This is a genomic window from Streptomyces sp. NPDC047043 (genome assembly GCF_040644055.1).
GTDB lineage: Bacteria > Actinomycetota > Actinomycetes > Streptomycetales > Streptomycetaceae > Streptomyces.
Genome location: NZ_JBEYVO010000006.1, coordinates 254,096 through 273,456, shown reverse-complemented (window position 1 = coordinate 273,456; position 19,361 = coordinate 254,096). Strand labels below are relative to the sequence as shown.

The 19,361-nt window shown below is 70.7% G+C and carries 16 protein-coding genes, 1 tRNA gene and 1 pseudogene; 11 read left to right on the top strand and 7 right to left on the bottom strand.

Features of this window, described 5'->3' with window-relative positions:
* Positions 1-81: 81 nt before the first annotated feature.
* Genes ABZ880_RS12020 through ABZ880_RS12010 form a run of 3 tightly spaced genes read left to right on the top strand, consistent with a single transcriptional unit; the run spans position 82 to position 2,870 of the window.
* The gene (locus tag ABZ880_RS12020; RefSeq protein WP_361260403.1) at positions 82-744 is read left to right on the top strand and encodes a carbonic anhydrase; all 663 of its coding nucleotides are present in this window, start codon (positions 82-84) and stop codon (positions 742-744) included.
* Positions 745-798: 54 nt separating this feature from the next.
* The gene (locus ABZ880_RS12015) at positions 799-2,397 is read left to right on the top strand and encodes a SulP family inorganic anion transporter (RefSeq protein WP_361260402.1); all 1,599 of its coding nucleotides are present in this window, start codon (positions 799-801) and stop codon (positions 2,395-2,397) included.
* 38 nt (positions 2,398-2,435) lie between these two features.
* Entirely contained in the window at positions 2,436-2,870 is a 435-nt protein-coding gene (locus ABZ880_RS12010; protein ID WP_361260547.1) for a hypothetical protein, read from the top strand.
* Here the strand turns inward: ABZ880_RS12010 and ABZ880_RS12005 are convergent.
* Together ABZ880_RS12005 and ABZ880_RS12000 are read right to left on the bottom strand one after the other, a co-directional pair.
* Positions 2,844-3,035 (bottom strand): annotated as a pseudogene (locus tag ABZ880_RS12005) (SDR family NAD(P)-dependent oxidoreductase); the annotation flags it as partial. The gene ABZ880_RS12010 and the pseudogene ABZ880_RS12005 overlap by 27 nt on opposite strands.
* 388 nt (positions 3,036-3,423) lie before the next feature.
* Positions 3,424-4,812, bottom strand: coding sequence for a cystathionine beta-synthase (locus ABZ880_RS12000; protein WP_361260400.1), 1,389 nt, complete (start codon positions 4,810-4,812; stop codon positions 3,424-3,426).
* Between the two features lie 160 nt (positions 4,813-4,972).
* Between ABZ880_RS12000 and ABZ880_RS11995 the strand changes: the two genes are divergently transcribed.
* The 3 genes from ABZ880_RS11995 to ABZ880_RS11985 all read left to right on the top strand — a co-directional run bounded on the left by ABZ880_RS11995 (position 4,973) and on the right by ABZ880_RS11985 (position 8,432).
* Positions 4,973-6,007: an SGNH/GDSL hydrolase family protein gene (locus ABZ880_RS11995; RefSeq protein WP_361260398.1), complete on the top strand. Its 1,035-nt coding sequence runs from the start codon at positions 4,973-4,975 to the stop codon at positions 6,005-6,007.
* A 156-nt stretch (positions 6,008-6,163) separates the two neighbouring features.
* Positions 6,164-7,384 carry an acetyl-CoA C-acetyltransferase gene (locus tag ABZ880_RS11990; protein ID WP_361260396.1) on the top strand — a complete coding sequence of 407 codons (1,221 nt, stop codon included), beginning with the start codon at positions 6,164-6,166 and terminating at the stop codon, positions 7,382-7,384.
* 271 nt (positions 7,385-7,655) lie between these two features.
* Positions 7,656-8,432, top strand: coding sequence for a hypothetical protein (locus ABZ880_RS11985; RefSeq protein ID WP_361260394.1), 777 nt, complete (start codon positions 7,656-7,658; stop codon positions 8,430-8,432).
* Between the two features lie 3 nt (positions 8,433-8,435).
* On the opposite strand, the gene ABZ880_RS11980 is transcribed toward ABZ880_RS11985, so the two are convergent.
* Positions 8,436-8,747, bottom strand: a complete 312-nt coding sequence (locus tag ABZ880_RS11980) for a hypothetical protein (protein WP_361260393.1) — start codon at positions 8,745-8,747, stop codon at positions 8,436-8,438.
* A 104-nt stretch (positions 8,748-8,851) separates the two neighbouring features.
* On the opposite strand from ABZ880_RS11980, the gene ABZ880_RS11975 reads away from it, so the two are divergent.
* Positions 8,852-9,082: a DUF4287 domain-containing protein gene (locus ABZ880_RS11975; protein ID WP_266515704.1), complete on the top strand. Its 231-nt coding sequence runs from the start codon at positions 8,852-8,854 to the stop codon at positions 9,080-9,082.
* Between the two features lie 99 nt (positions 9,083-9,181).
* On the opposite strand, the gene ABZ880_RS11970 is transcribed toward ABZ880_RS11975, so the two are convergent.
* The 3 genes from ABZ880_RS11970 to ABZ880_RS11960 form a co-directional block, all read right to left on the bottom strand.
* The gene (locus ABZ880_RS11970; protein WP_361260390.1) at positions 9,182-10,090 is read right to left on the bottom strand and encodes a Bax inhibitor-1/YccA family protein; all 909 of its coding nucleotides are present in this window, start codon (positions 10,088-10,090) and stop codon (positions 9,182-9,184) included.
* 195 nt (positions 10,091-10,285) lie between these two features.
* Positions 10,286-11,461 carry a 4-hydroxybenzoate 3-monooxygenase gene (locus ABZ880_RS11965; protein WP_361260388.1) on the bottom strand — a complete coding sequence of 392 codons (1,176 nt, stop codon included), beginning with the start codon at positions 11,459-11,461 and terminating at the stop codon, positions 10,286-10,288.
* A gap of 185 nt (positions 11,462-11,646) precedes the next feature.
* Positions 11,647-11,730 (bottom strand) — tRNA-Leu (locus ABZ880_RS11960).
* 415 nt (positions 11,731-12,145) lie between these two features.
* On the opposite strand from ABZ880_RS11960, the gene ABZ880_RS11955 reads away from it, so the two are divergent.
* Positions 12,146-12,919, top strand: a complete 774-nt coding sequence (locus ABZ880_RS11955) for an ABC transporter ATP-binding protein (RefSeq protein ID WP_361260386.1) — start codon at positions 12,146-12,148, stop codon at positions 12,917-12,919.
* Positions 12,919-15,447, top strand: a complete 2,529-nt coding sequence (locus ABZ880_RS11950; protein ID WP_361260384.1) for an FtsX-like permease family protein — start codon at positions 12,919-12,921, stop codon at positions 15,445-15,447. Before ABZ880_RS11955 ends, ABZ880_RS11950 begins: the two co-directional genes overlap by 1 nt.
* A 60-nt stretch (positions 15,448-15,507) precedes the next feature.
* Here the strand turns inward: ABZ880_RS11950 and ABZ880_RS11945 are convergent, their stop codons facing one another.
* On the bottom strand, positions 15,508-16,803 hold the full coding sequence (locus ABZ880_RS11945) for a cyclopropane-fatty-acyl-phospholipid synthase family protein (protein ID WP_361260382.1): 1,296 nt from the start codon (positions 16,801-16,803) through the stop codon (positions 15,508-15,510).
* 187 nt (positions 16,804-16,990) lie between these two features.
* Here ABZ880_RS11945 and ABZ880_RS11940 point away from each other — a divergent pair, with 187 nt between their 5' ends.
* Together ABZ880_RS11940 and ABZ880_RS11935 are read left to right on the top strand one after the other, a co-directional pair.
* A complete protein-coding gene (locus tag ABZ880_RS11940; RefSeq protein ID WP_361260380.1) occupies positions 16,991-18,223 on the top strand; it encodes a hypothetical protein in 1,233 nt (410 codons plus the stop codon).
* Positions 18,220-19,341 (top strand): caspase family protein, encoded by a 1,122-nt coding sequence (locus tag ABZ880_RS11935; protein WP_361260379.1) that lies wholly within the window; start codon positions 18,220-18,222, stop codon positions 19,339-19,341. The genes ABZ880_RS11940 and ABZ880_RS11935 overlap by 4 nt, the downstream gene beginning before the upstream one ends.
* Positions 19,342-19,361: the final 20 nt, after the last annotated feature.

Here is a 19,361-nt window from a genome sequence, read left to right as displayed (position 1 = left end):
GTCGTTAAACAGGCACCCAGGGTGACGGATCACATGCATACGGTGAACGGGCGCTACCAGAACGACACCTGAGGATGCGTCATGGCCTCGAACCGAAGGGCCTTCCTGGCGGCCACCGCCGTCGGCGCACTGGCCGCCGCTCCAGCGCCGACGGCCCCCGCCCCGGCCGACCGCCCGACCGACCCCCGCACCGCCCTCGCCGAACTGCTCGCCGGCAACCGGCGCTATGTCACATACCACTCCCGGCACCCGGACGAGAGCAGCGGCCGTCGGCACGCTCTCGCCGACGGCCAGCACCCCTTCGCGGTGGTCGTCGGCTGCATCGACTCGCGCGTACCGCCGGAGCTGGTCTTCGACCAGGGCCTCGGGGACCTGCTCTGCATAAGGACGGCCGGCCAGGTGCTGGACGAGGCGGTCCTCGGATCCATCCAGTACGGCGTCGAGGAGCTGCGCATCCCGCTGGTGCTGGTGCTCGGGCACGAGCGCTGCGGGGCGGTCGCGGCGACCCTGGATCATGTGCGCACCGGCACGCCCGTCCCCGGCCACCTGAAACTGCTGGTCGACGAGATCGTCCCAGTGGCCCGCCGCACCCGCGCCCTGCCCGGCGACTGGGCCGAGCACACGATGCGGGCGCACACGGCCTGGGTACGGGACGCGATCCGGGCCGATTCCGCCTTCACGTCGGCCCATGTGACGGCGGCGCGCTTCGACCTCGACACCGGCCTGGTCTCCCTGCTGCCCTGAACCGCTTCGCCCGCCGCTCGAAACCCCCCACTTGAAGCCCACCCGAAGAGACCCATGAACCCCCCTCGCCCGGCCCTCTCCGTCCTGCCCACCCTCGCCGACCTCCGCTCCATGACCCGCGCCCCGCGCCGCGACCTCCTCTGCGGCCTGACCGTCGCCGTGGTCGCCCTCCCCCTCGCCCTCGGTTTCGGCGTCACGTCCGGACTGGGTGCCGCCTCCGGGCTGGCCACCGCGATCGTCGCCGGGGCGCTCGCCGCGCTGTTCGGCGGCAGCGCACGCCAGGTCAGCGGGCCCACCGGCGCGATGACCGTCGTACTCGTCCCGATCGTCCACCACTACGGCGCCGACGGCGTCCTCACGGTCGGTCTGCTCGCCGGCCTCATGCTGCTGGCCCTCGCCTTCGCCCGCGCGGGGGCCGCCATGGCGTACGTGCCCGCGCCCGTGATCGCCGGTTTCACCATCGGCATCGCTGCGGTGATCGCCCTCCAGCAGGTGCCGAACGCGCTCGGCGTCCCGCTCCCGCACGGCGAGCAGGTCGCGCTCGTAGCGGCGCGGGCGGCCGAGGAGTTCGGGACGACCCCGCAGTGGCCGTCCCTGCTGCTCGCCCTGGGTTCGGCCGCGCTGATGCTGACGGGCGCCCGCTGGAAGCCCGCTGTCCCCTTCTCCCTGGCTGCCGTCGCCGCGGCCACCGTCGCGGCCGAGGCCCTGCACCTCCACGTCACCCGCATCGGCCGGCTCCCGGCCTCCCTTCCGGCCCCCTCCCTCGCCTTCCTCGACGTCTCCCGCATCCCCACCCTCCTGGCACCGGCAGCCGCGGTCGCCGCGCTGGCCGCCCTGGAATCCCTCCTCTCCGCCTCGGTCGCCGACGGAATGCGCCCGGGCGAGCGCCACGACCCCGGCAAGGAACTCTTCGGCCAGGGCATCGCCAACCTCGCGGCCCCGCTCTTCGGCGGCGTCCCGGCGACGGGCGCGATCGCGCGTACGGCGGTCAACGTCCGCACCGGAGCCGGCTCCCGCCTGGCGGCCCTCGCGCACGCCGTGATCCTCGCCGGGATCGTCGCCCTCGCCGCGCCGCTGGTGGGCCGCATCCCGCTGGCCGCGCTGGCCGGCGTACTGCTGGCGACGGCCGTACGGATGGTGGAGACGGACGTGGTCCGCGCCATGGCCCGGGCGACCCGGGGCGACGCCCTGGTCCTGACCCTCACCGCGGCCTCCACCCTCGCCCTCGACCTCGTCCGTGCTGTCCTGATCGGCCTCGCGGTCTCCGTCCTGCTGGCCCTGCGCGCGGCGGTCCGCGGCACCCGCTTCACCCCGGCCGCCTCCGACGAGCTCCCGGGCGTGGGCACGGTGACGTACCGCTTCGACGGCCCCCTCCTGTTCGCCGCCGCCCACCGCTTCCGCCGCGGCCTCGCCGACGTGCAGGGTGTCGCGGTGGTCGACCTGCGCCTGTCGGGCCTGACGGCGGTGGACGCGACGGGCGCGCTGGCGCTGAAGGACGCGGTCGGCGACCTGCGCGGCCGGGGCATCGAGGTCAACATCACGGGCGTCGACCAGGACCACCGCAAGGTCCTGGAGTCCTTCGGCGTCCTCCCGGCGAACCCCAGCTCGAACAGGGGGGCTATCCCCAGTGCGGCCGGCGCCCCGGCTCCCTAACGTGGACTCCCATGACGGGAATGTGGACGGAGACCGGGATGGACGCGCGGGACGCCGAGCTCAAGAAGGAACTCAACGCCACCCTGCAGGCCCGCAGGGAGCTGGGTGAGGAGTACGAGTCCGCACTGGTCGACTCGTTCCTGGAGAAGGTCGACCAGCGCATCGACGGAGCGGTGGAGCGCCGGGTGCGCCGGCAGCTGGCCGAGCAGCAGATGGTGGTGGCCCGCGGCTCCCGCGCGCCGAAGCCGACGGACACCTGGGGCGACCGCTTCGGCTTCGGCATCGTCTCGATGGTCCTGGCGATCCCGCTGTCCGCGATCGGCGGCGGCATCGCCCACCTGCCCGGCCTGTTCGTCGCCTGGGCCGGCATCGTCGGCGTCAACGCCTTCCAGGCGGTCCGCGCCAACCCCGGCCTCTTCAGCGGCCGCCGACACCACGGGCCGGCCAAGGACGACGACCGCTGGGAGGACTGACCTCTCACGCCTGCCGACGTAGGCCACCACGTCCGCGACCTCGGTCGCCGTGAACCCCGGCTCGATGTCGGTGACCCGCACGTCACGCGGCCCGAACTCGGCGCGCAAGGTCTCGGAGAGATGGGTGATCGCGGCCTTGGTCGCGCCGTACACCGTGTGGTTCGGAAGCGGCGGAGAGGCCGGCACTGCTGGGGAGTCGGGCGACGACGGGCACGCGGTCCCGCTGAAAAAGATATGCGCGGGGACCGCCGCACCCCCGTTGCCGGGGGGCGGGACGACGGCGGTCCCCGCGAGGGACGTCGACCGGGTCAGGCCGGGTCTGACGTCCGGCGTCCATGGAGGTCCGGGAGCCGCTCCGGAGGTCCTTGGACGTTCGGCGTCGGCCGGGGCGGGGAGCCGCTCCCGCCCTGCCGACACCCACTAATGTGCCGGACCCGTGTTAAGCGTGTGCTGCGTGGACGTGACGCCCTCGTACCACTTCCGCGAAGTCCACCACTTCGGTGGGCAACCGGAAGTTCGCCGCCGGCATGGGCAGTTCACCGCAGGTTTCCCTCTACTTACCGCCCTTGGCGAGGAAGGCCAGCAGGTCCTGCCGGCTGACCACACCGGTCGGCTTGCCCTCGACGAGGACGATCGCCGCGTCGGCGCCGCCGAGCACGGACATCAGGTCGCCGACCGGCTCGCCGGAACCGACCTGGGGCAGCGGGGCGGACATGTGCTTCTCCAGCGGGTCGTCGAGCGAGGCCCGCTTGGTGAACAGGGCGTCGAGCAGCTCCCGTTCGACGACGGAACCGACGACCTCGGCGGCCATGACGTCGGGGTGACCGGCGCCCGGCTTCACGATCGGCATCTGCGAGACGCCGTACTCGCGCAGCACCTCGATGGCCTCCCCGACGGTCTCGTCCGGGTGCATGTGGACGAGGGACGGGATGGCGCCGTGCTCCTTGTCGTTGAGGACGTCACCGACGCGCGCGCTGGGGCCCTCGTCCTCGAGGAAGCCGTAGTCGGCCATCCACTCGTCGTTGAAGATCTTCGAGAGGTAGCCGCGCCCGCTGTCGGGCAGCAGCACGACCACCACGCCGTTCTCGTCCAGCCGCTCGGCGACGCGCAGGGCCGCCACGACGGCCATCCCGCAGGAGCCGCCGACCAGCAGGCCCTCCTCCTTGGCGAGGCGCCGGGTCATCTGGAAGGAGTCCTTGTCGGACACGGCCACGATCTCGTCGGCGACCGTCCGGTCGTAGGCGGTGGGCCAGAAGTCCTCACCGACACCCTCGACGAGATACGGCCGCCCGGAGCCGCCGGAGTAGACGGACCCCTCGGGGTCGGCGCCGACGACCTGCACCTTGCCGTCGCTGACGTCCTTCAGGTACCGGCCGGTGCCGGAGATGGTGCCTCCGGTCCCCACACCCGCCACGAAGTGGGTGATCCTCCCCTCCGTCTGCTCCCACAGCTCGGGGCCGGTGGAGTGGTAGTGGGAGAGGGGGTTGTTGGGGTTGGAGTACTGGTCGGGCTTCCACGCGCCCGGCGTCTCGCGCACCAGCCGGTCGGAGACGTTGTAGTACGAGTCCGGGTGCTCGGGGTCCACGGCGGTGGGGCACACGACGACTTCAGCCCCGTAGGCCCGCAGCACGTTGATCTTGTCGGTGCTCACCTTGTCGGGGCACACGAAGATGCACTTGTACCCCTTCTGCTGCGCCACGATGGCCAGCCCGACCCCGGTGTTCCCGCTGGTCGGCTCCACGATCGTCCCGCCGGGCTTGAGCGCACCGCTCTCCTCGGCCGCCTCGATCATGCGCAGGGCGATGCGGTCCTTCACGGAGCCGCCCGGGTTGAAGTACTCGACCTTGGCCAGGACGGTCGCCCGAATGCCCTTGGTCACGCTGTTGAGCCTCACCAGCGGGGTGTTGCCGACGAGACTGATCATCGAGTCGTGGAATTGCACCGTTGTCTCCGGATGCTTGCAAAAGAAATGGTCGTGATTGGTTCCGCCAGCCTATGGCCTGTACGGGGCACATGACGGTCGTTCACTCGCCGTTGGGATTGGGCGACGGTCCGTGCGGGGCAAGGAGTGGATGTACGGCTAGAGGAGGTGGCGGCGACGTATGACGAGTATGTCGAGGGCGAGGGTGGCCCGGCGGATCGCGGCCGGTGCGGCGTACGGCGGCGGTGGCATCGGGCTGGCCGGTGCGGCCGCCGTCGGGCTGCTGCTGGCCGAGGTGCAGATGGCCAAGCGCCATGTGGGCAACGGCTCCGGCGGCCGCGTCCCGGTGGCGGACGGCCTGTACGGCACCGTCTACTCCACCCCCGACGAACCGCCCCTGCGCCTGACGATGCTCGGTGACTCCACGGCCGCGGGCCAGGGCGTCCACCGCGCGGGCCAGACGCCGGGCGCGCTGCTGGCCTCGGGCCTCTCCGCGGTGGCCGAACGCCCGGTGGAACTGCACAACGTGGCCCTCCCGGGTGCCACCTCCGACGACCTGGACCGCCAGGTCGCACTGGTCCTCGCCGACCCCTCCCGGGTCCCGGACGTCTGCGTGATCATGATCGGTGCGAACGACGTCACCCACCGCATGCCGGCGACCCGCTCGGTCCGCCATCTCTCGGCAGCGGTACGGCGCCTGCGTACGGCGGGTGCGGAGGTGGTTGTCGGCACCTGTCCCGACCTGGGCACGGTGGAGCGCGTCCAGCAGCCCCTGCGCTGGCTGGCCCGCCGCGCCTCCCGCCAGCTCGCGGCCGCCCAGACGATCGGCTCGGTCGAACAGGGCGGCCGCACGGTGTCGCTGGGCGACCTGCTCGGCCCGGAGTTCGAGGCCAACCCCCGAGAACTCTTCGGCCCCGACAACTACCACCCCTCCGCCGAGGGCTACGCGACAGCGGCGATGGCAGTCCTCCCGACGGTCTGCGCGGCCCTCGCCCTCTGGCCGGCGGAAGAGGAACGCCCCGACGTCGCCCGCCGCGAGGGCTTCCTCCCGGTGGCCCGGGCAGCGGCAGAAGCCGCCTCGGAGGCCGGCACCGAGGTCACGGCAGCCATGCCGACGGGCCCGCGGGGGCCGTGGGCCCTGCTCAAGCGGAGGCGCAGGCGCCGGGTGTCGGAACCGCAGACGTCGGCGTCCCCCACCAGCCCGTCCGGCGTTTGAGGACGAGGCCTTTCACTCAACCGCCGGCGAACCAAGCAAGCGCTTAGAAAATTGCGGCCAGGGTCACACCCCTGTACCGGTGACCCTGAAGGTACGTACGGGTAACTTCCCAACCAGTCCTGCCCTGAACAAACCCCGTACGCCAATGGAGCCGTGATGCCCGAAGCCGTGATCGTCTCGACCGCCCGCTCCCCCATCGGCCGCGCCTTCAAGGGCTCTCTCAAGGACCTGCGCCCGGACGACCTCACCGCCACGATCATCCAGGCGGCCCTGGCCAAGGTCCCCGAGCTGGACCCCAGGGACATCGACGACCTGCACCTCGGCTGCGGCCTCCCCGGCGGCGAGCAGGGCAACAACCTCGGCCGCATCGTCGCCGTACAGATGGGCATGGACCACCTCCCGGGCTGCACCGTCACCCGTTACTGTTCCTCCTCGCTCCAGACGAGCCGCATGGCCCTGCACGCCATCAAGGCCGGCGAGGGCGACGTCTTCATCTCGGCCGGCGTCGAGATGGTCTCCCGCTACACCAAGGGCAACTCCGACAGCCTCCCGGACACGCACAACCCGCTGTTCGCCGAGGCCGAGGCCCGCACCGCCGAGGTCGCCCAGCAGGAGGGCACGACCTGGCACGACCCGCGCGAGGACGGCCTGGTCCCCGACCCGTACATCGCGATGGGCCAGACCGCCGAGAACCTGGCCCGCATCAAGGGCGTCACCCGCCAGGACATGGACGAGTTCGGCGTCCGCTCGCAGAACCTCGCCGAGGAAGCCATCAAGAACGGCTTCTGGGAGCGCGAGATCACCCCGGTGACCCTCCCCGACGGCACGGTCGTCTCGAAGGACGACGGCCCCCGCGCCGGCGTCACCATGGAGGGCGTCGCGGGCCTCAAGCCCGTCTTCCGCCCCGACGGCATGGTCACCGCCGCCAACTGCTGCCCGCTGAACGACGGCGCCGCCGCGGTCGTGATCATGTCCGACACCAAGGCCCGCGAGCTCGGCCTCACCCCGCTCGCCCGCATCGTGTCGACCGGCGTCTCCGGCCTCTCCCCCGAGATCATGGGCCTCGGCCCGGTCGAGGCGTCGAAGCAGGCCCTGCAGCGCGCCGGCCTGACGATCGACGACATCGACCTGGTCGAGATCAACGAGGCGTTCGCCGCCCAGGTGATCCCCTCCTACCGCGACCTCGGCATCGACCTCGACAGGCTGAACGTCAACGGCGGCGCCATCGCCGTCGGCCACCCCTTCGGCATGACCGGCGCCCGCATCACCGGCACGCTCATCAACTCCCTCCAGTTCCACGACAAGCAGTTCGGCCTGGAGACGATGTGCGTCGGCGGCGGCCAGGGCATGGCGATGGTCATCGAGCGCCTCAGCTGAGCCCTCCGTAACCACCGAGGCACAGGCCGTGAGCCGATGGCCCGGAGTCCGGGAAACCCCGGACCTCCGGGCCATTTTGTGATCCAATCTCCCCCAGGATGTGACCTATCTCCCTTACGGGAGTGAACTACGCAGGTCAGCGACGTTACGACACCAAACACCGGACCCAAGTTCCTGTCCGTTTCGTGACGTTACGCACTGACAGCTGGTTAGTCCGCCCTTCAAGCTGATGTAGGAAGTCGGGGGTCGACTTTGAACCGGGAGTACGTCAGTGAGCGCCATGCCGATCGCCTTGCTGGTCACCACGGCCGCCACGGGCGCCGTGGGCGTCGCCGTTCTGCGCACGCTCATGGTGCTGCGCCGTGAGGTCGCAGCTCTGCACACCCAGCTCGCCGAGAACCGCACCGCGCGCGGTCTCGTGCCGGCCGCCCGCCCCTCCTCCGAGGCCGACGAGATACGCGCCGCAGTGGCAGAGGCGCTCGCCGAGGAGCGCGAGCGGGAGCTGGCCGAGGCGCGCGCCTTCTGGGCCGCCCAGGAGGCCCGTGACGCCTCCGACGCACCCTCGCTGCTCGGCCTCCCGGACAGCGAGCTCTTCCTGCCCCGGCAGGCCGATTTCGCGGGCCTGGAGCCGGTGACCGAGACGGGCGCAGACGCCGACGAGTTCGCGGGAGAGTCCGCCGAGTTGGCCGCGGCCCGCCGCCGCCACCCCTCCCACCCGGACTTCGTCCCGGTCCAGTCACCGGTCGTGAACGACCACGAGCGCACGGTGGCCACCCTCGAGGAACTGGCCGCCTCCCGCGTGGAACTGGCCGACGTCCGCCCGGGCCCGCTCGGCACCCTCGACGTCTACGTATTCGCCGACGGCACCACCCTGTGCATGACCCCGGGCCACCGCGAAACGGCGGAACGGCTCGCCGCGGCCCTGCGGGCGGGCGAGACACCGGTGCTGCTGGGCGGCTCGGGCATCTCGGGCGCGTACACGCTGACGTTCGAGTGCGGCGAGGAGAATGTCTACATCCTGGCGGACAGGGTCATAGCGTCCCTCTAGGGTTCACACCCCGGCACGCTTCTGCGCCTGTGCCACCAGTTCCACGTTTTCTTCGACTTGGCCCTCGTCCGTCAGGACGAGGGCCAAGTCGTGTACGGCGACGGTGATTTGGTCGGCGGCGGCGAACATCCCGGCGTCCGGCATCTCCCGCGGCTCCGCCCCGGGCTCCTCCACGGCCTGCGCCCGCCGGGACAACTCCCTGGCCAGCGCCAGCGCCTCCGCGGCGGCGCCCCGCTGCAACCGGCTCTGCGGCGCCGCCCTCAAACGGTCGGCGAAGTGATCCACGGCTCGAGTCAAGGGCGTCGTATCAACCACAGAACGAGCGTACGCGGCGCCGCAGGACTGTTGCCAACAGGCGAACGCTCAGGCACGGTGACCTGAAGGACCGGCTTACATCCCCTTTGCGTCCGGAGGCGCCGATGTCCCACGTCCTCTCCGAGGAGACCCACCGCAACATGCTCGCCCGCATCCCCCACTGCACCGGTCGTGAAGTCTCCGACTGGCTGCGCACCGTCGAAGAAGGCCCCGCTCTCTTCCGCTTCGAGGAAAAGGTCAGCTGGCTCCGCCACGAGCACAACCTCGCGTACGGCCACGCGAAGGCGATCATCCACGAGTACGACCTGAGGAGGGCCGCGCGCAAACTGCTCTAGGGCGGCGCGCACTGGGACATGACGAAGGGCCCCGGGTGGCCACGCGGCGGTAGCCGCAAATGTGACGCCGGGGCCCTTCGCTGTACGACCGTCGGACGACTAGTCGTTGCTGTTGAGGATCGCGATGATCCGCAGGAACTCCATGTAGATCCAGACCAGCGTCAGCGTCAGGCCGAAGGCCGCCAGCCACGCCTCTTCCTTCGGCGCGCCGTACGCGATGCCGTCCTCGACCTGCTTGAAGTCCAGGGCGAGGAAGCACGCGCCGAGCAGGATGCCGACGACGCCGAAGAAGACGCCGAGCGGGCCGCTGCGGAAGCCGAGGCCGTCACCGCCGCCGAAGACGGCGAACAGCAGGTTCACCGCCATCAGCAGGATGAAGCCGAGCGCGGCCGCCATCACGAAGCCGTAGAAGCGGCGGTTGACGCGGATCCAGCCCGCCTTGTAGGCGACCAGGACACCGGCGAACACCGCCATCGTGCCGATCACGGCCTGCATGGCCGCGCCGCTCGCGATGCGGTTGTCGACGATGCTGGAGATGACGCCGAGGAAGACACCCTCGAACGCGGCGTACGTCAGGATCAGGCCGGGCGAGGCCTTGCGCTTGAAGGACTGCACGAACGCCAGGACCATGCCGATCAGCGCGGCGCCGACGCCGATGCCGTAGGACCGGCTGATGTTGGCGTCGTCGACCGGCAGCAGCGCCCAGGCGAGCGCGGCCGTCACGATCAGGGTGCCGAGCATGGACGCCGTGCGCAGAACGACGTCGTCCATGGTCATCCGGCCGGTGGTGGCCGGGGCCTGCGGCGGGGCGCCCTGCTGAAGGCCCTGCTGTGCGTAGGGGTTCTGCGCGTACGGGTTCTGCGCGTAGGGGTTGCCGGCCGGCTGGGCGTAAGGGTTGCCCTGCGTGCCGACAGCGGGTCCCCCGGCCTGCGGCGCGGCGTTGAAGCCCGCGTAGCCGTTGTCGCGGCTGAACCCCCGTCGCGAGAAGACCGGGTTTCTGCTCCTCATTGCACTCCTCCATGGCCGCACTGCGCGGCCTTGGCATCAAGGGTAATAGGTAGGCAAAGGATTGACCCTAGTGCTTGGGGAGGATCTTTCCCTCGTCGTGCTGCGCAACACGCTAGCCGCACCGGTGATTCCCCTCACCGGAGGGGCCCATTCATGACCAATCTGCGACATGGCCGGAACCTGTCGGAGATCACCTCAGTCCAGCGGGAAGCCCGTGTACCCCTCGGCGAGGTCGGTCTCGGCCGCCCGCGAGGAGGCGATCCGCTCCAGCCGTGCGAGCTGGAGGCGGTCCTCGAAGGGGGTGGCGTCGGGGGCGCGGTGCAGCAGCGTCGTCATGTCGTAGGAGAACCGCTCGGCCTGCCAGACGCGGCGCAGGCAGGTCTCCGAGTAGGCGTCGAGCAGCTTCGCCGACCCGCTCTCCTTCTGGTACGCCAGTGCTCGCGCGAGGGTGACGACGTCCCCCACGGCGAGGTTCAGCCCCTTGGCGCCGGTCGGCGGCACGATGTGCGCGGCGTCGCCGGCCAGGAAGAGACGGCCGTACCGCATGGGCTCGTGGACGTGGGAGCGCATCGGGGTCACCGACTTCTGTGTGATCGGCCCGCGCTCCAGGCGCCATCCGTCCTCGGTCTCGAAGCGGCGCTCCAGCTCGTCCCAGATCTCCTCGTCGCCCCACTCCTCGGCGTCCGTGCCCTCGGGCACCTGGAGGTAGAGGCGGGAGACGGACGGCGAGCGCATGGACAGCAGGGCGAAGCCGCGGTCGTGGCGGGCGTAGACGAGCTCGTCGTGGGAGGGCGGCACGTCGGCGAGGATGCCGAGCCAGCCGAAGGGGTACGTCCGCTCGAAGACCCGGGTCAGTTCGGCCGGGATGGCCTTCCGGGCCACTCCCCAGGAGCCGTCGCACCCGACGACGTAGTCGCACTCCAGGACGTCCTCGCGCCCCTCGTGCCGGAACCGCACGGACGGACTGTCCGTGTCCGCGCCCTCCACCGCCAGCGCCTCCGCCTCGAACAGCAGCGGGCCGCCCTCCTTGAGCTGCAGGGCGATGAGGTCCTTGCAGACCTCGGTCTGGGCGTAGACCATCACGGACCGGCCGCCGGTGAGGTCCGGGAAGTCGACCCGGTGCCGCTTCTTCGCGTACCGCAGCTCGATCCCGTCGTGCCGCAGGCCCTCCCGGTCCATGCGCTCCCCGGCACCGGCCGCGCGCAGCACGTCCACCGTGCCCTGCTCCAGGATCCCGGCGCGCTGGCGCTGCTCGACGTAGGCGCGGTCGCGGCTCTCGAGTACGACCGAGTCGATGCCGGCGTTGTGGAGCAGCCGGGCGAGGAGGAGGCCGGCCGGGCCGGCTCCGATGATGCCGACGGTGGTGCGCATCGGGCGTTCCCTTCGGGTGGGCGTCGTTGCCGTGGAGTCGCGGTGCGACAGTGATGCAGGGTGTTCGCATAGTGAAGTTTTATTCACCAACTTCTGGACGCGAGTTTGCGCCCGCACTTGGCCGCTGTCAACGGTCTCGCGGTGAAGTCTTCAATGAAGGATGCAGGGATACGACGACGTGGAGGTGCCCGGAGCCGGACTTGAACCGGCACGCCCGCGAAGGGGCAGCGAGGTTTAAGCTCGCCGTGTCTGCATTCCACCATCCGGGCAGGCCATGGGCTCCGCGTCGAGGTTCCGAGCCTATCGGGATACATCCCCCGAACAGCGGAACGGCGGACCGATGTTGTCTTATTTTATTGAGGTCTGAGGGTGCATCAGCCCGCGGAACGAGCCATCCGCACTTGCCAATAGCCTTGCGTGCGACGGCCGGCGGCGCATGCGGAATGACGGAATTTCACCGCCCGAACGAGGGTGCTCCACCGGTTCTTGACGACGGCCCCGACGGCCGTGCCACAGGCCCGTGTTGTCAGGGGTGAGGGTCATCCCCAGGTATGACACGGCGGCGAGGGGTCCGACCGAAGTCTGCCCCTGGAACCAGAACAGCGGCTGACTACACGGCCTCTTGCGGACACCACGATGGAACGAGTCCCTTTCAAGACGTCGTCCCGCGAGGAGCCCCTTTCCGTGACCACCACACCCGTCGCCGACCGGTCCACCGCGACCGTGGCCGCACGAGCCACGGATCTCTCGAAGATCTACGGACAGGGCGAGACCCAGGTGGTCGCGCTCGACCGCGTCTCGGTCGACTTCCGGCAGGCCGAGTTCACCGCGATCATGGGCCCGTCCGGATCGGGCAAGTCCACGCTGATGCACTGCGTGGCGGGCCTGGACACCTTCTCCTCCGGCTCGGTGCGCATCGGCGACACCGAGCTGGGCTCGCTGAAGGACAAGCAGCTCACGAAGTTGCGCCGGGACAAGATCGGCTTCATCTTCCAGGCCTTCAACCTGCTGCCCACGCTGACGGCCCTGGAGAACATCACCCTCCCGATGGACATCGCGGGCCGCAAGGCCGACAAGCAGTGGCTGAACACCGTGATCGACATGGTGGGGCTGCGGGACCGGCTCGGTCACCGGCCCGCGCAGCTCTCCGGCGGCCAGCAGCAGCGCGTCGCCGTCGCGCGCGCCCTCGCCTCCAAGCCGGACATCATCTTCGGCGACGAGCCGACCGGAAACCTCGACTCCCGCTCCGGCGCCGAGGTGCTGGGCTTCCTGCGCAACTCCGTACGGGAGTTGGGGCAGACGGTGGTCATGGTGACCCACGACCCGGTGGCGGCGGCGTACGCGGACCGGGTGGTGTTCCTCGCGGACGGGCGGATCGTCGACCACATGCTGCAGCCGACGGCGGAGAACGTGCTCGACTTCATGAAGCAGTTCGACGCGAAGGGCCGCACCAGCTGATGTTCCGTACCGCCCTGCGCAACGTATTCGCGCACAAGGCCAGGCTGCTGATGACCGTGCTCGCCGTGATGCTCGGCGTCGCGTTCGTGTCGGGCACGCTGGTCTTCACCAACACCATCTCGGACGCGTACCAGACGAGTTCGGCCAAGGGCTTCGACCAGGTCGACGTGGCCGTGCAGGCCAAGTACCAGGACGACACGGGCAACAAGGTCGGCAAGAAGCCCGAGTTGACCCAGGCGATGCTCGACACCAGCGCCAAGGTGCCGGGCGCCGCGTCCGCCGTCGGCGCCGTCAACGGCTTCACCGCGATCGCCGACAAGGACGGCAAGCTCATCGGCGGCGGCTTCCGCTCGGAGGGTGGGAACTACTGGGGCGACAAGGACGCCCGGTACCCGCTGAAGTCCGGCACCGCGCCGCACGGGAAGAACCAGGTCGCCATCGACTCGGAGACGGCGAAGCGCGCCGGGTACAAGGTCGGCGACCAGGTGCGGATCTCGGTCGACGGCCCGGTCCTCACGCCCACCGTCTCCGGCATCTTCACGACGGACGACGGCAACGTCGCGGCCGGCGGCAGCCTCGCCCTCTTCGACACGGCCACCGCCCAGCAGCTGTTCGGCAAGGCGGGCACGTACGACGAGATCGACGTGAAGGCCGCCTCCGGCACCTCCCAGACCGCGCTGAAGGGGCAGTTGGACAAGGCGCTGGGCACGAAGCTCGTCGAGACCACCACCGGCAGGCAACTGGCCGACGACCAGGCCGAGATGATCTCCTCGCAGATGAGCGGGATGAAGCAGGGTCTGCTGGTGTTCGCGGGCATCGCGCTCTTCGTCGGCACGTTCATCATCGCCAACACCTTCACCATGCTGGTCGCCCAGCGCACCAAGGAGCTGGCGCTGCTGCGGGCGGTCGGTGCCTCCCGCCGCCAGGTCACCCGGTCGGTGCTCATCGAGGCGTTCGTGGTCGGCACGGTCGCCGGCGTGAGCGGTCTCGTCGCCGGCATCGGCATCGGCGCCGGGCTGCGCTCCCTCATGGGCACGCTGGGCGCGACGGTTCCGGACGGGCCGCTGGTCATCTCGCCGGGCACGGTCGCGAGCGCCCTCGCGGTCGGCATCGTCATCACCATGCTGGCGGCGTGGCTGCCCGGCCGCCGGGCGGCGAAGATCCCGCCGGTCGCCGCGATGGGCAGCGTGCACGCGAAGGCGACGACCAAGTCGCTGGTGCTGCGCAACACGCTGGGCGCGCTGTTCAGCGCCGCGGGCGTCGCGACCGTCCTGGCGGCCACGACGATGGACGGCTCGGACGGCCAGGCCCCGATGGGCCTCGGCGCGGTGCTGCTCATCATCGGCGTCTTCATCCTCACGCCCCTGCTGTCCCGCCCGCTGATCGCGGCCGCGGCACCGGTCCTGCGTATCTTCGGTGTCTCGGGCAAGCTGGCCCGCCAGAACTCGGTGCGCAACCCGCGCCGTACGGCCGCCACCGCCTCCGCGCTGATGATCGGGCTCACCCTGATCACGGGCATGACGGTGATGGCGGGCAGCCTGCAGAAGTCCATCGACAAGATGGCGAGTTCGGCGATCCGTGCGGACTACGTGGTGTCGATGGCGAACGGCAACGACCTCTCGCCCGACGTCGACAAGAAGCTGAACGCCACCGACGGCGTCACCGACACCAGCCCGCTGCGCAACGCCGCCTCGCGCATCGACGGCACGACGGAGTTCCTGACCGGCGTGAACGGCTCCGCGATCGGCAAGCTCACCGACCTCAAGGTCGACAACGGCACCTTCAAGGTGGACGGCACGCAGGTCGTCGTCGACGAGGACACCGCCAAGTCCTACGGCTGGAAGGCGGGTTCGGGCTTCACCGCGCACTACGAGGACGGGAAGTCGTCCCGGCTGACGGTCTCCGGCGTCTACGAGGGCAACGAGCTGATCCGGGGCATCCTCCTCGACAACACCACTCTCACCCCGCACCTGACCGACGCGTCCGACATGCAGGTCCTGGTGAAGACGGCCGACGGCGCGTCCGGCGCGACCAAGGACAAGCTGGAGAAGGCCCTCGGCACCAACCCGGCCATCAAGATCCAGAGCAAGCAGGACCTGTCCGACGACATCGCGAAGATGTTCACGCTGATGCTGAACATGCTCTACGGCCTGCTGGCCATGGCGGTGATCGTCGCGGTCCTCGGCGTCATCAACACCCTTGCCATGTCGGTGTTCGAGCGCTCGCAGGAGATCGGCATGCTCCGCGCGATCGGCCTGGACCGCAAGGGCATCAAGCGGATGGTCCGCCTGGAGTCCCTGGTCATCTCGCTCTTCGGCGGTGTGCTCGGCATCGGCCTGGGAGTGTTCTTCGGCTGGGCGGCCGGCGAGCTGCTGGGCACGAGGATGGCGACGTACGAACTGGTCCTGCCCTGGGCGAGGATGGCCGTCTTCCTCCTGCTGGCGGCGACGGTCGGCGTCCTGGCGGCGCTGTGGCCGGCCCGGCGGGCGGCCCGGCTGAACATGCTCGCGGCGATCAAGTCGGAGTAGCCGCACAGGAGTTGGGGCCCCGCTCGGCGACCGAGCGGGGCCCCTTCGTACGTACGGGACTCACGCACCCCACGTACGGGCGCGCAGCGGCATCCCGGAGTCCCCGCCCTCGGGTGTGCGCACCGCCAGCACCTGGTTGACGCCGATGCGGTTGCGCTCGAAGGCGAGGGCGCAGGCAGCCATGTACAGCCGCCAGACGCGGGCTCGGCCGGGGCCTGCCAGCCGCATCGCGCGCGGCCAGTCGGCCTCCAGGTTCGCCACCCAGCGGCGCAGGGTGAGCCCGTAGTGCTCGCGGATGGCCTCGACGTCCCGCACCTCGAACCCGGCGCGCTCCAGCTGGGTGACGGTCGTGCCGAGGGGGGCGAGTTCACCGTCGGGAAAGACGTAGGCGTCGATGAACTCGTCGACGTTGTACGAGGATTCGTCGCGCTGCGGCCGACGGGCGATCTGGTGGTTCAGCAGCCGCCCGCCGGGCTTCAGGAGCCGGTACAGGTCCTCGGCGTACTCCAAGTACTTGTCCGCGCCCACGTGTTCGGCCATCCCGATCGACGAGATGGTGTCGTACGGGCCGTCCGCGACGTCCCGGTAGTCCTGCACCCGGATCTCGACCCGGTCGGTCAGGCCCTCGTCGGCGACGCGCTTGCGGGCGTACGCGGCCTGTTCCTGCGACAGGGTGATGCCGACGACGCTCACGCCGTGCTCACGGGCGGCGTGGATGGCCAGGGAGCCCCAGCCGCAGCCGACGTCGAGCTGTCGCTGACCGGGCGTCAGTTCCAGCTTGCGGCAGATGAGTTCGAGCTTGTCGCGCTGGGCGTCCTCCAGGGTGGCGTCCGCGGTGGGCCAGTAGGCGCACGAGTAGACCATCGAGGGGCCGAGGACGATCTCGTAGAAGTCGTTGCCGACGTCGTAGTGGTGGCTGATGGCGCGTTTGTCGCTGCGCTTGGTGTGCAGATGGCCGCGGGATCTGCGGACCTCCTCGCGCGGCGGGGCGGGCGGCAGCGGAATCCCGGCGACCTTCACGAGCCCGCTCACGGCCCGGCGCACCTCGGGGTCCCGCACCATCCGGACCAGGCTCCTGGTGTCCTCCCCGCGCTCCCACACCAGCTCCGACAACAGGTCGAGGGCGAGATAGAAATCCCCCTCGATGTCCAGGTCCCCCGCGACCCAGGCCCGGGCGAGCCCCAGCTCCCCCGGCTTCCACAGCAGCCTCCGCACGGCCCGGCGGTTGCGCACGACCAGGGCCGGCGCGCCCGGCGGCCCCGCCTGCGAACCGTCCCAGGCGCGGATGCGCAGCGGGAGCGGCCCTCCCAGCAACTGTTCGACGAGGCTCTTCAGCCGCAGCGCGGCGTCAGCCATGGCGCACACCTCCATGACGACCGATCCCGGAATGTCCGATACCACGTAAACAAAAAAGGGAGGTCTGCGCAGTCCCCCACGGGCGTTACGGCTGGGCAAAACACATGTAGACGCCACGTGTCCGGGTGGGTGCCCGCGACCCTGCGGCCCTCTGTTGCCGTATCTCCGCAACCCGCACACTGGCGGCATGTCGACGCTGCTCTTCGTGCATGGGACGGGCGTCCGCGACGCAGGAGTACAGGCTGTCGTCGACGTGCTCGCACGGCGCCTGGCACCGTTACGGCCGGACGTGACCGTCGCCGCCTGCTCATGGGGTGCCGACGAAGGTGCGCGGCTGAACGCGGGCGGTGTCTCGGTACCGGACTACGAGCGCACCCGCGCCCCGGACGAGGAGGCCGAGCCCGATCCGGTCGACGCCTGGCTGCTGCTGTACGCCGATCCGCTGTACGAGCTGCGCCTCGCAGGTGTCGGGGAGGCGGCGGATCCGCCACCGGGCGCAGTGCTGCCCGGCGAGTATGCCGAGGAGACCGTACGGTCTTTGGCAGCACCGGGCGGTCAGGGCCGATTACGCGCCCTGGCGGACACGGCGGGCCTGACCGATCGGCTGCCGGGCGCCCTGGCCGCCGTACTGGACACGGACGCCTGGGCGGACGCCCGCACCGTGCTCGCCGACGATCCGGGACTGCCCCTGCTGCTGGCCCGTGCGGCCGTGGCCGAGGCGGCGCGGCAGTTGTCGGCCGAACCGGGCGGCCGGAAGGGGGCACCCGAGGCGGGCGCCGTCGAGGGTGACGGCCAGGCCCGTGACGAGCTGGTCGACGCCCTCGCTGAGGCCCTGGGCGGGCCGAAGCCGGGCACGGAGCCGCGCTCGATCGCGTCCCGGGTCGGCCTGCTGACCGCCCGTACGGCCCTCCGGCTCGGTGCCGCCCGCTCCGTCGAACGCCGCCGGGGCGCCCTGACCGATGCCGGCCATCCGGCCGCCGGTGACATCCTGCGCTACCTGGCCCGCGGCGACGGCATCCGTGCCGTCCTCGCCCGGCGCATCGCGCAGTGCGCGGCCGACGGAGGCGGTCCGGTGACCGTGCTCGCGCACAGCCTGGGCGGCATCGCGGCGGTCGACCTGTTGGCCGCCGGGCCGCAACCGGAAGTGGCCCGCCTGGTGACCGTGGGCTCGCAGGCACCGTTCCTCTACGAGATCGGCGCTCTGCCCAGTCTTCCGTTCGGTACTCCGCTGCGCCCCGGCTTCCCACCATGGATCAACGTCTACGACCGCCGAGACCTGCTCGCGTTCGTCGCCGGGCCCCTCTTCCCGGACCAGGCTCGCGACATCCCGCTCGACAGCCGCCAACCATTCCCGTACGCACACAGCGCCTACTGGTCCCATCCCGGCCTGTACACCCTGCTGGCCCGGGAACTGCCGTGACACCGCCCTCCCGCACCAGCGTGGTCGTGGTCGGGGTCGAGTCCTACGAAGCTGGCCCGGACTGGGACCTCGACGGGCCCGCCGAGGACGCCCGCCGGTTCGCCGACTGGTTCCTGGAGCGTGACGTTCCACCGGAGCGGGTGAGCGTCCTGGTGTCGCCGCTCGAGCGCAACGCGGCGGTCTGGGAGCAGCGCCCGCACCCCGTGCACCCTGCGGACCAGGCGACCGTGCACCGCGAGTTGCTGCGCCGGATTGCGGGTGAGGACGGGGAGCTGTTGTGGGTGGTGTGGGGCGGGCACGGAGTGGTGGATGCCGCCGGGCATCGGCGGGTCTTCTGCGCGGACGCGGTCTCCGACGACCGCGTCAACTTGGATCTTGACGAAGCCCTGGCGTTCTTCCGTTCCAACGCCGTCTCCGCGTTCCGTCGCCAGATATGGCTGGTGGATGCGTGTCAGTCCCTGCCCGATGTTCGACGCACCCGCCGCAGGCTTCCGCACTCCGCCTTCCCCGCGGGTTCTCCCACCGCCGGGCACGACCAGGCCGCACTGTTCGCCGTCCGGGCGGGCGAGCGGGCCCTCAACCTCTCGGGTGAACGCACGGGCCTTTTCAGCCGGGAGGTACTGCGCCTCCTGGCCGACGCGGATCCCGGCCTCTGGCCTCCCGATGTGAACGCCCTGTACGCCTCGCTCCGTCACACCTTCGCCGACCTGCGGGCGCGAGGGCTCGCCCGGCAGACGCCCATTCATCTGTGGTCACGGGGCTGGGACGGTTCCGAAGGTCAACTGCTGGCCACGGGAACGCCTGCGGCCCCCGCCCCGGCGCGACCGTCCAACGCAGCGGTGCGCGCCGTGGCGGAGGCCCTGCTCGCCGTCCCCGAGTGGCGTTCACCGGCTGCCAGGCAGGAGATGATCGGCCTGGTCCGGGGGGACATCGGCCTGTGGGCCGTGGTTCCCGAACAGCCCACGCCCCGGTTGACAGCGATCGCCGTCGTCCGCACCTGTCTGCGCTACGCCGGTGCGCCGCAGGAATTGGTGGAGGCGGCACGCCTCTGCGCCGGGGACGCGCCCGAGGTCAAGGCGCTGTCGCAGGCGGTCGACGCCCTCCTGATGTCAGGCTGACGATTGGGCTCTACGATTCG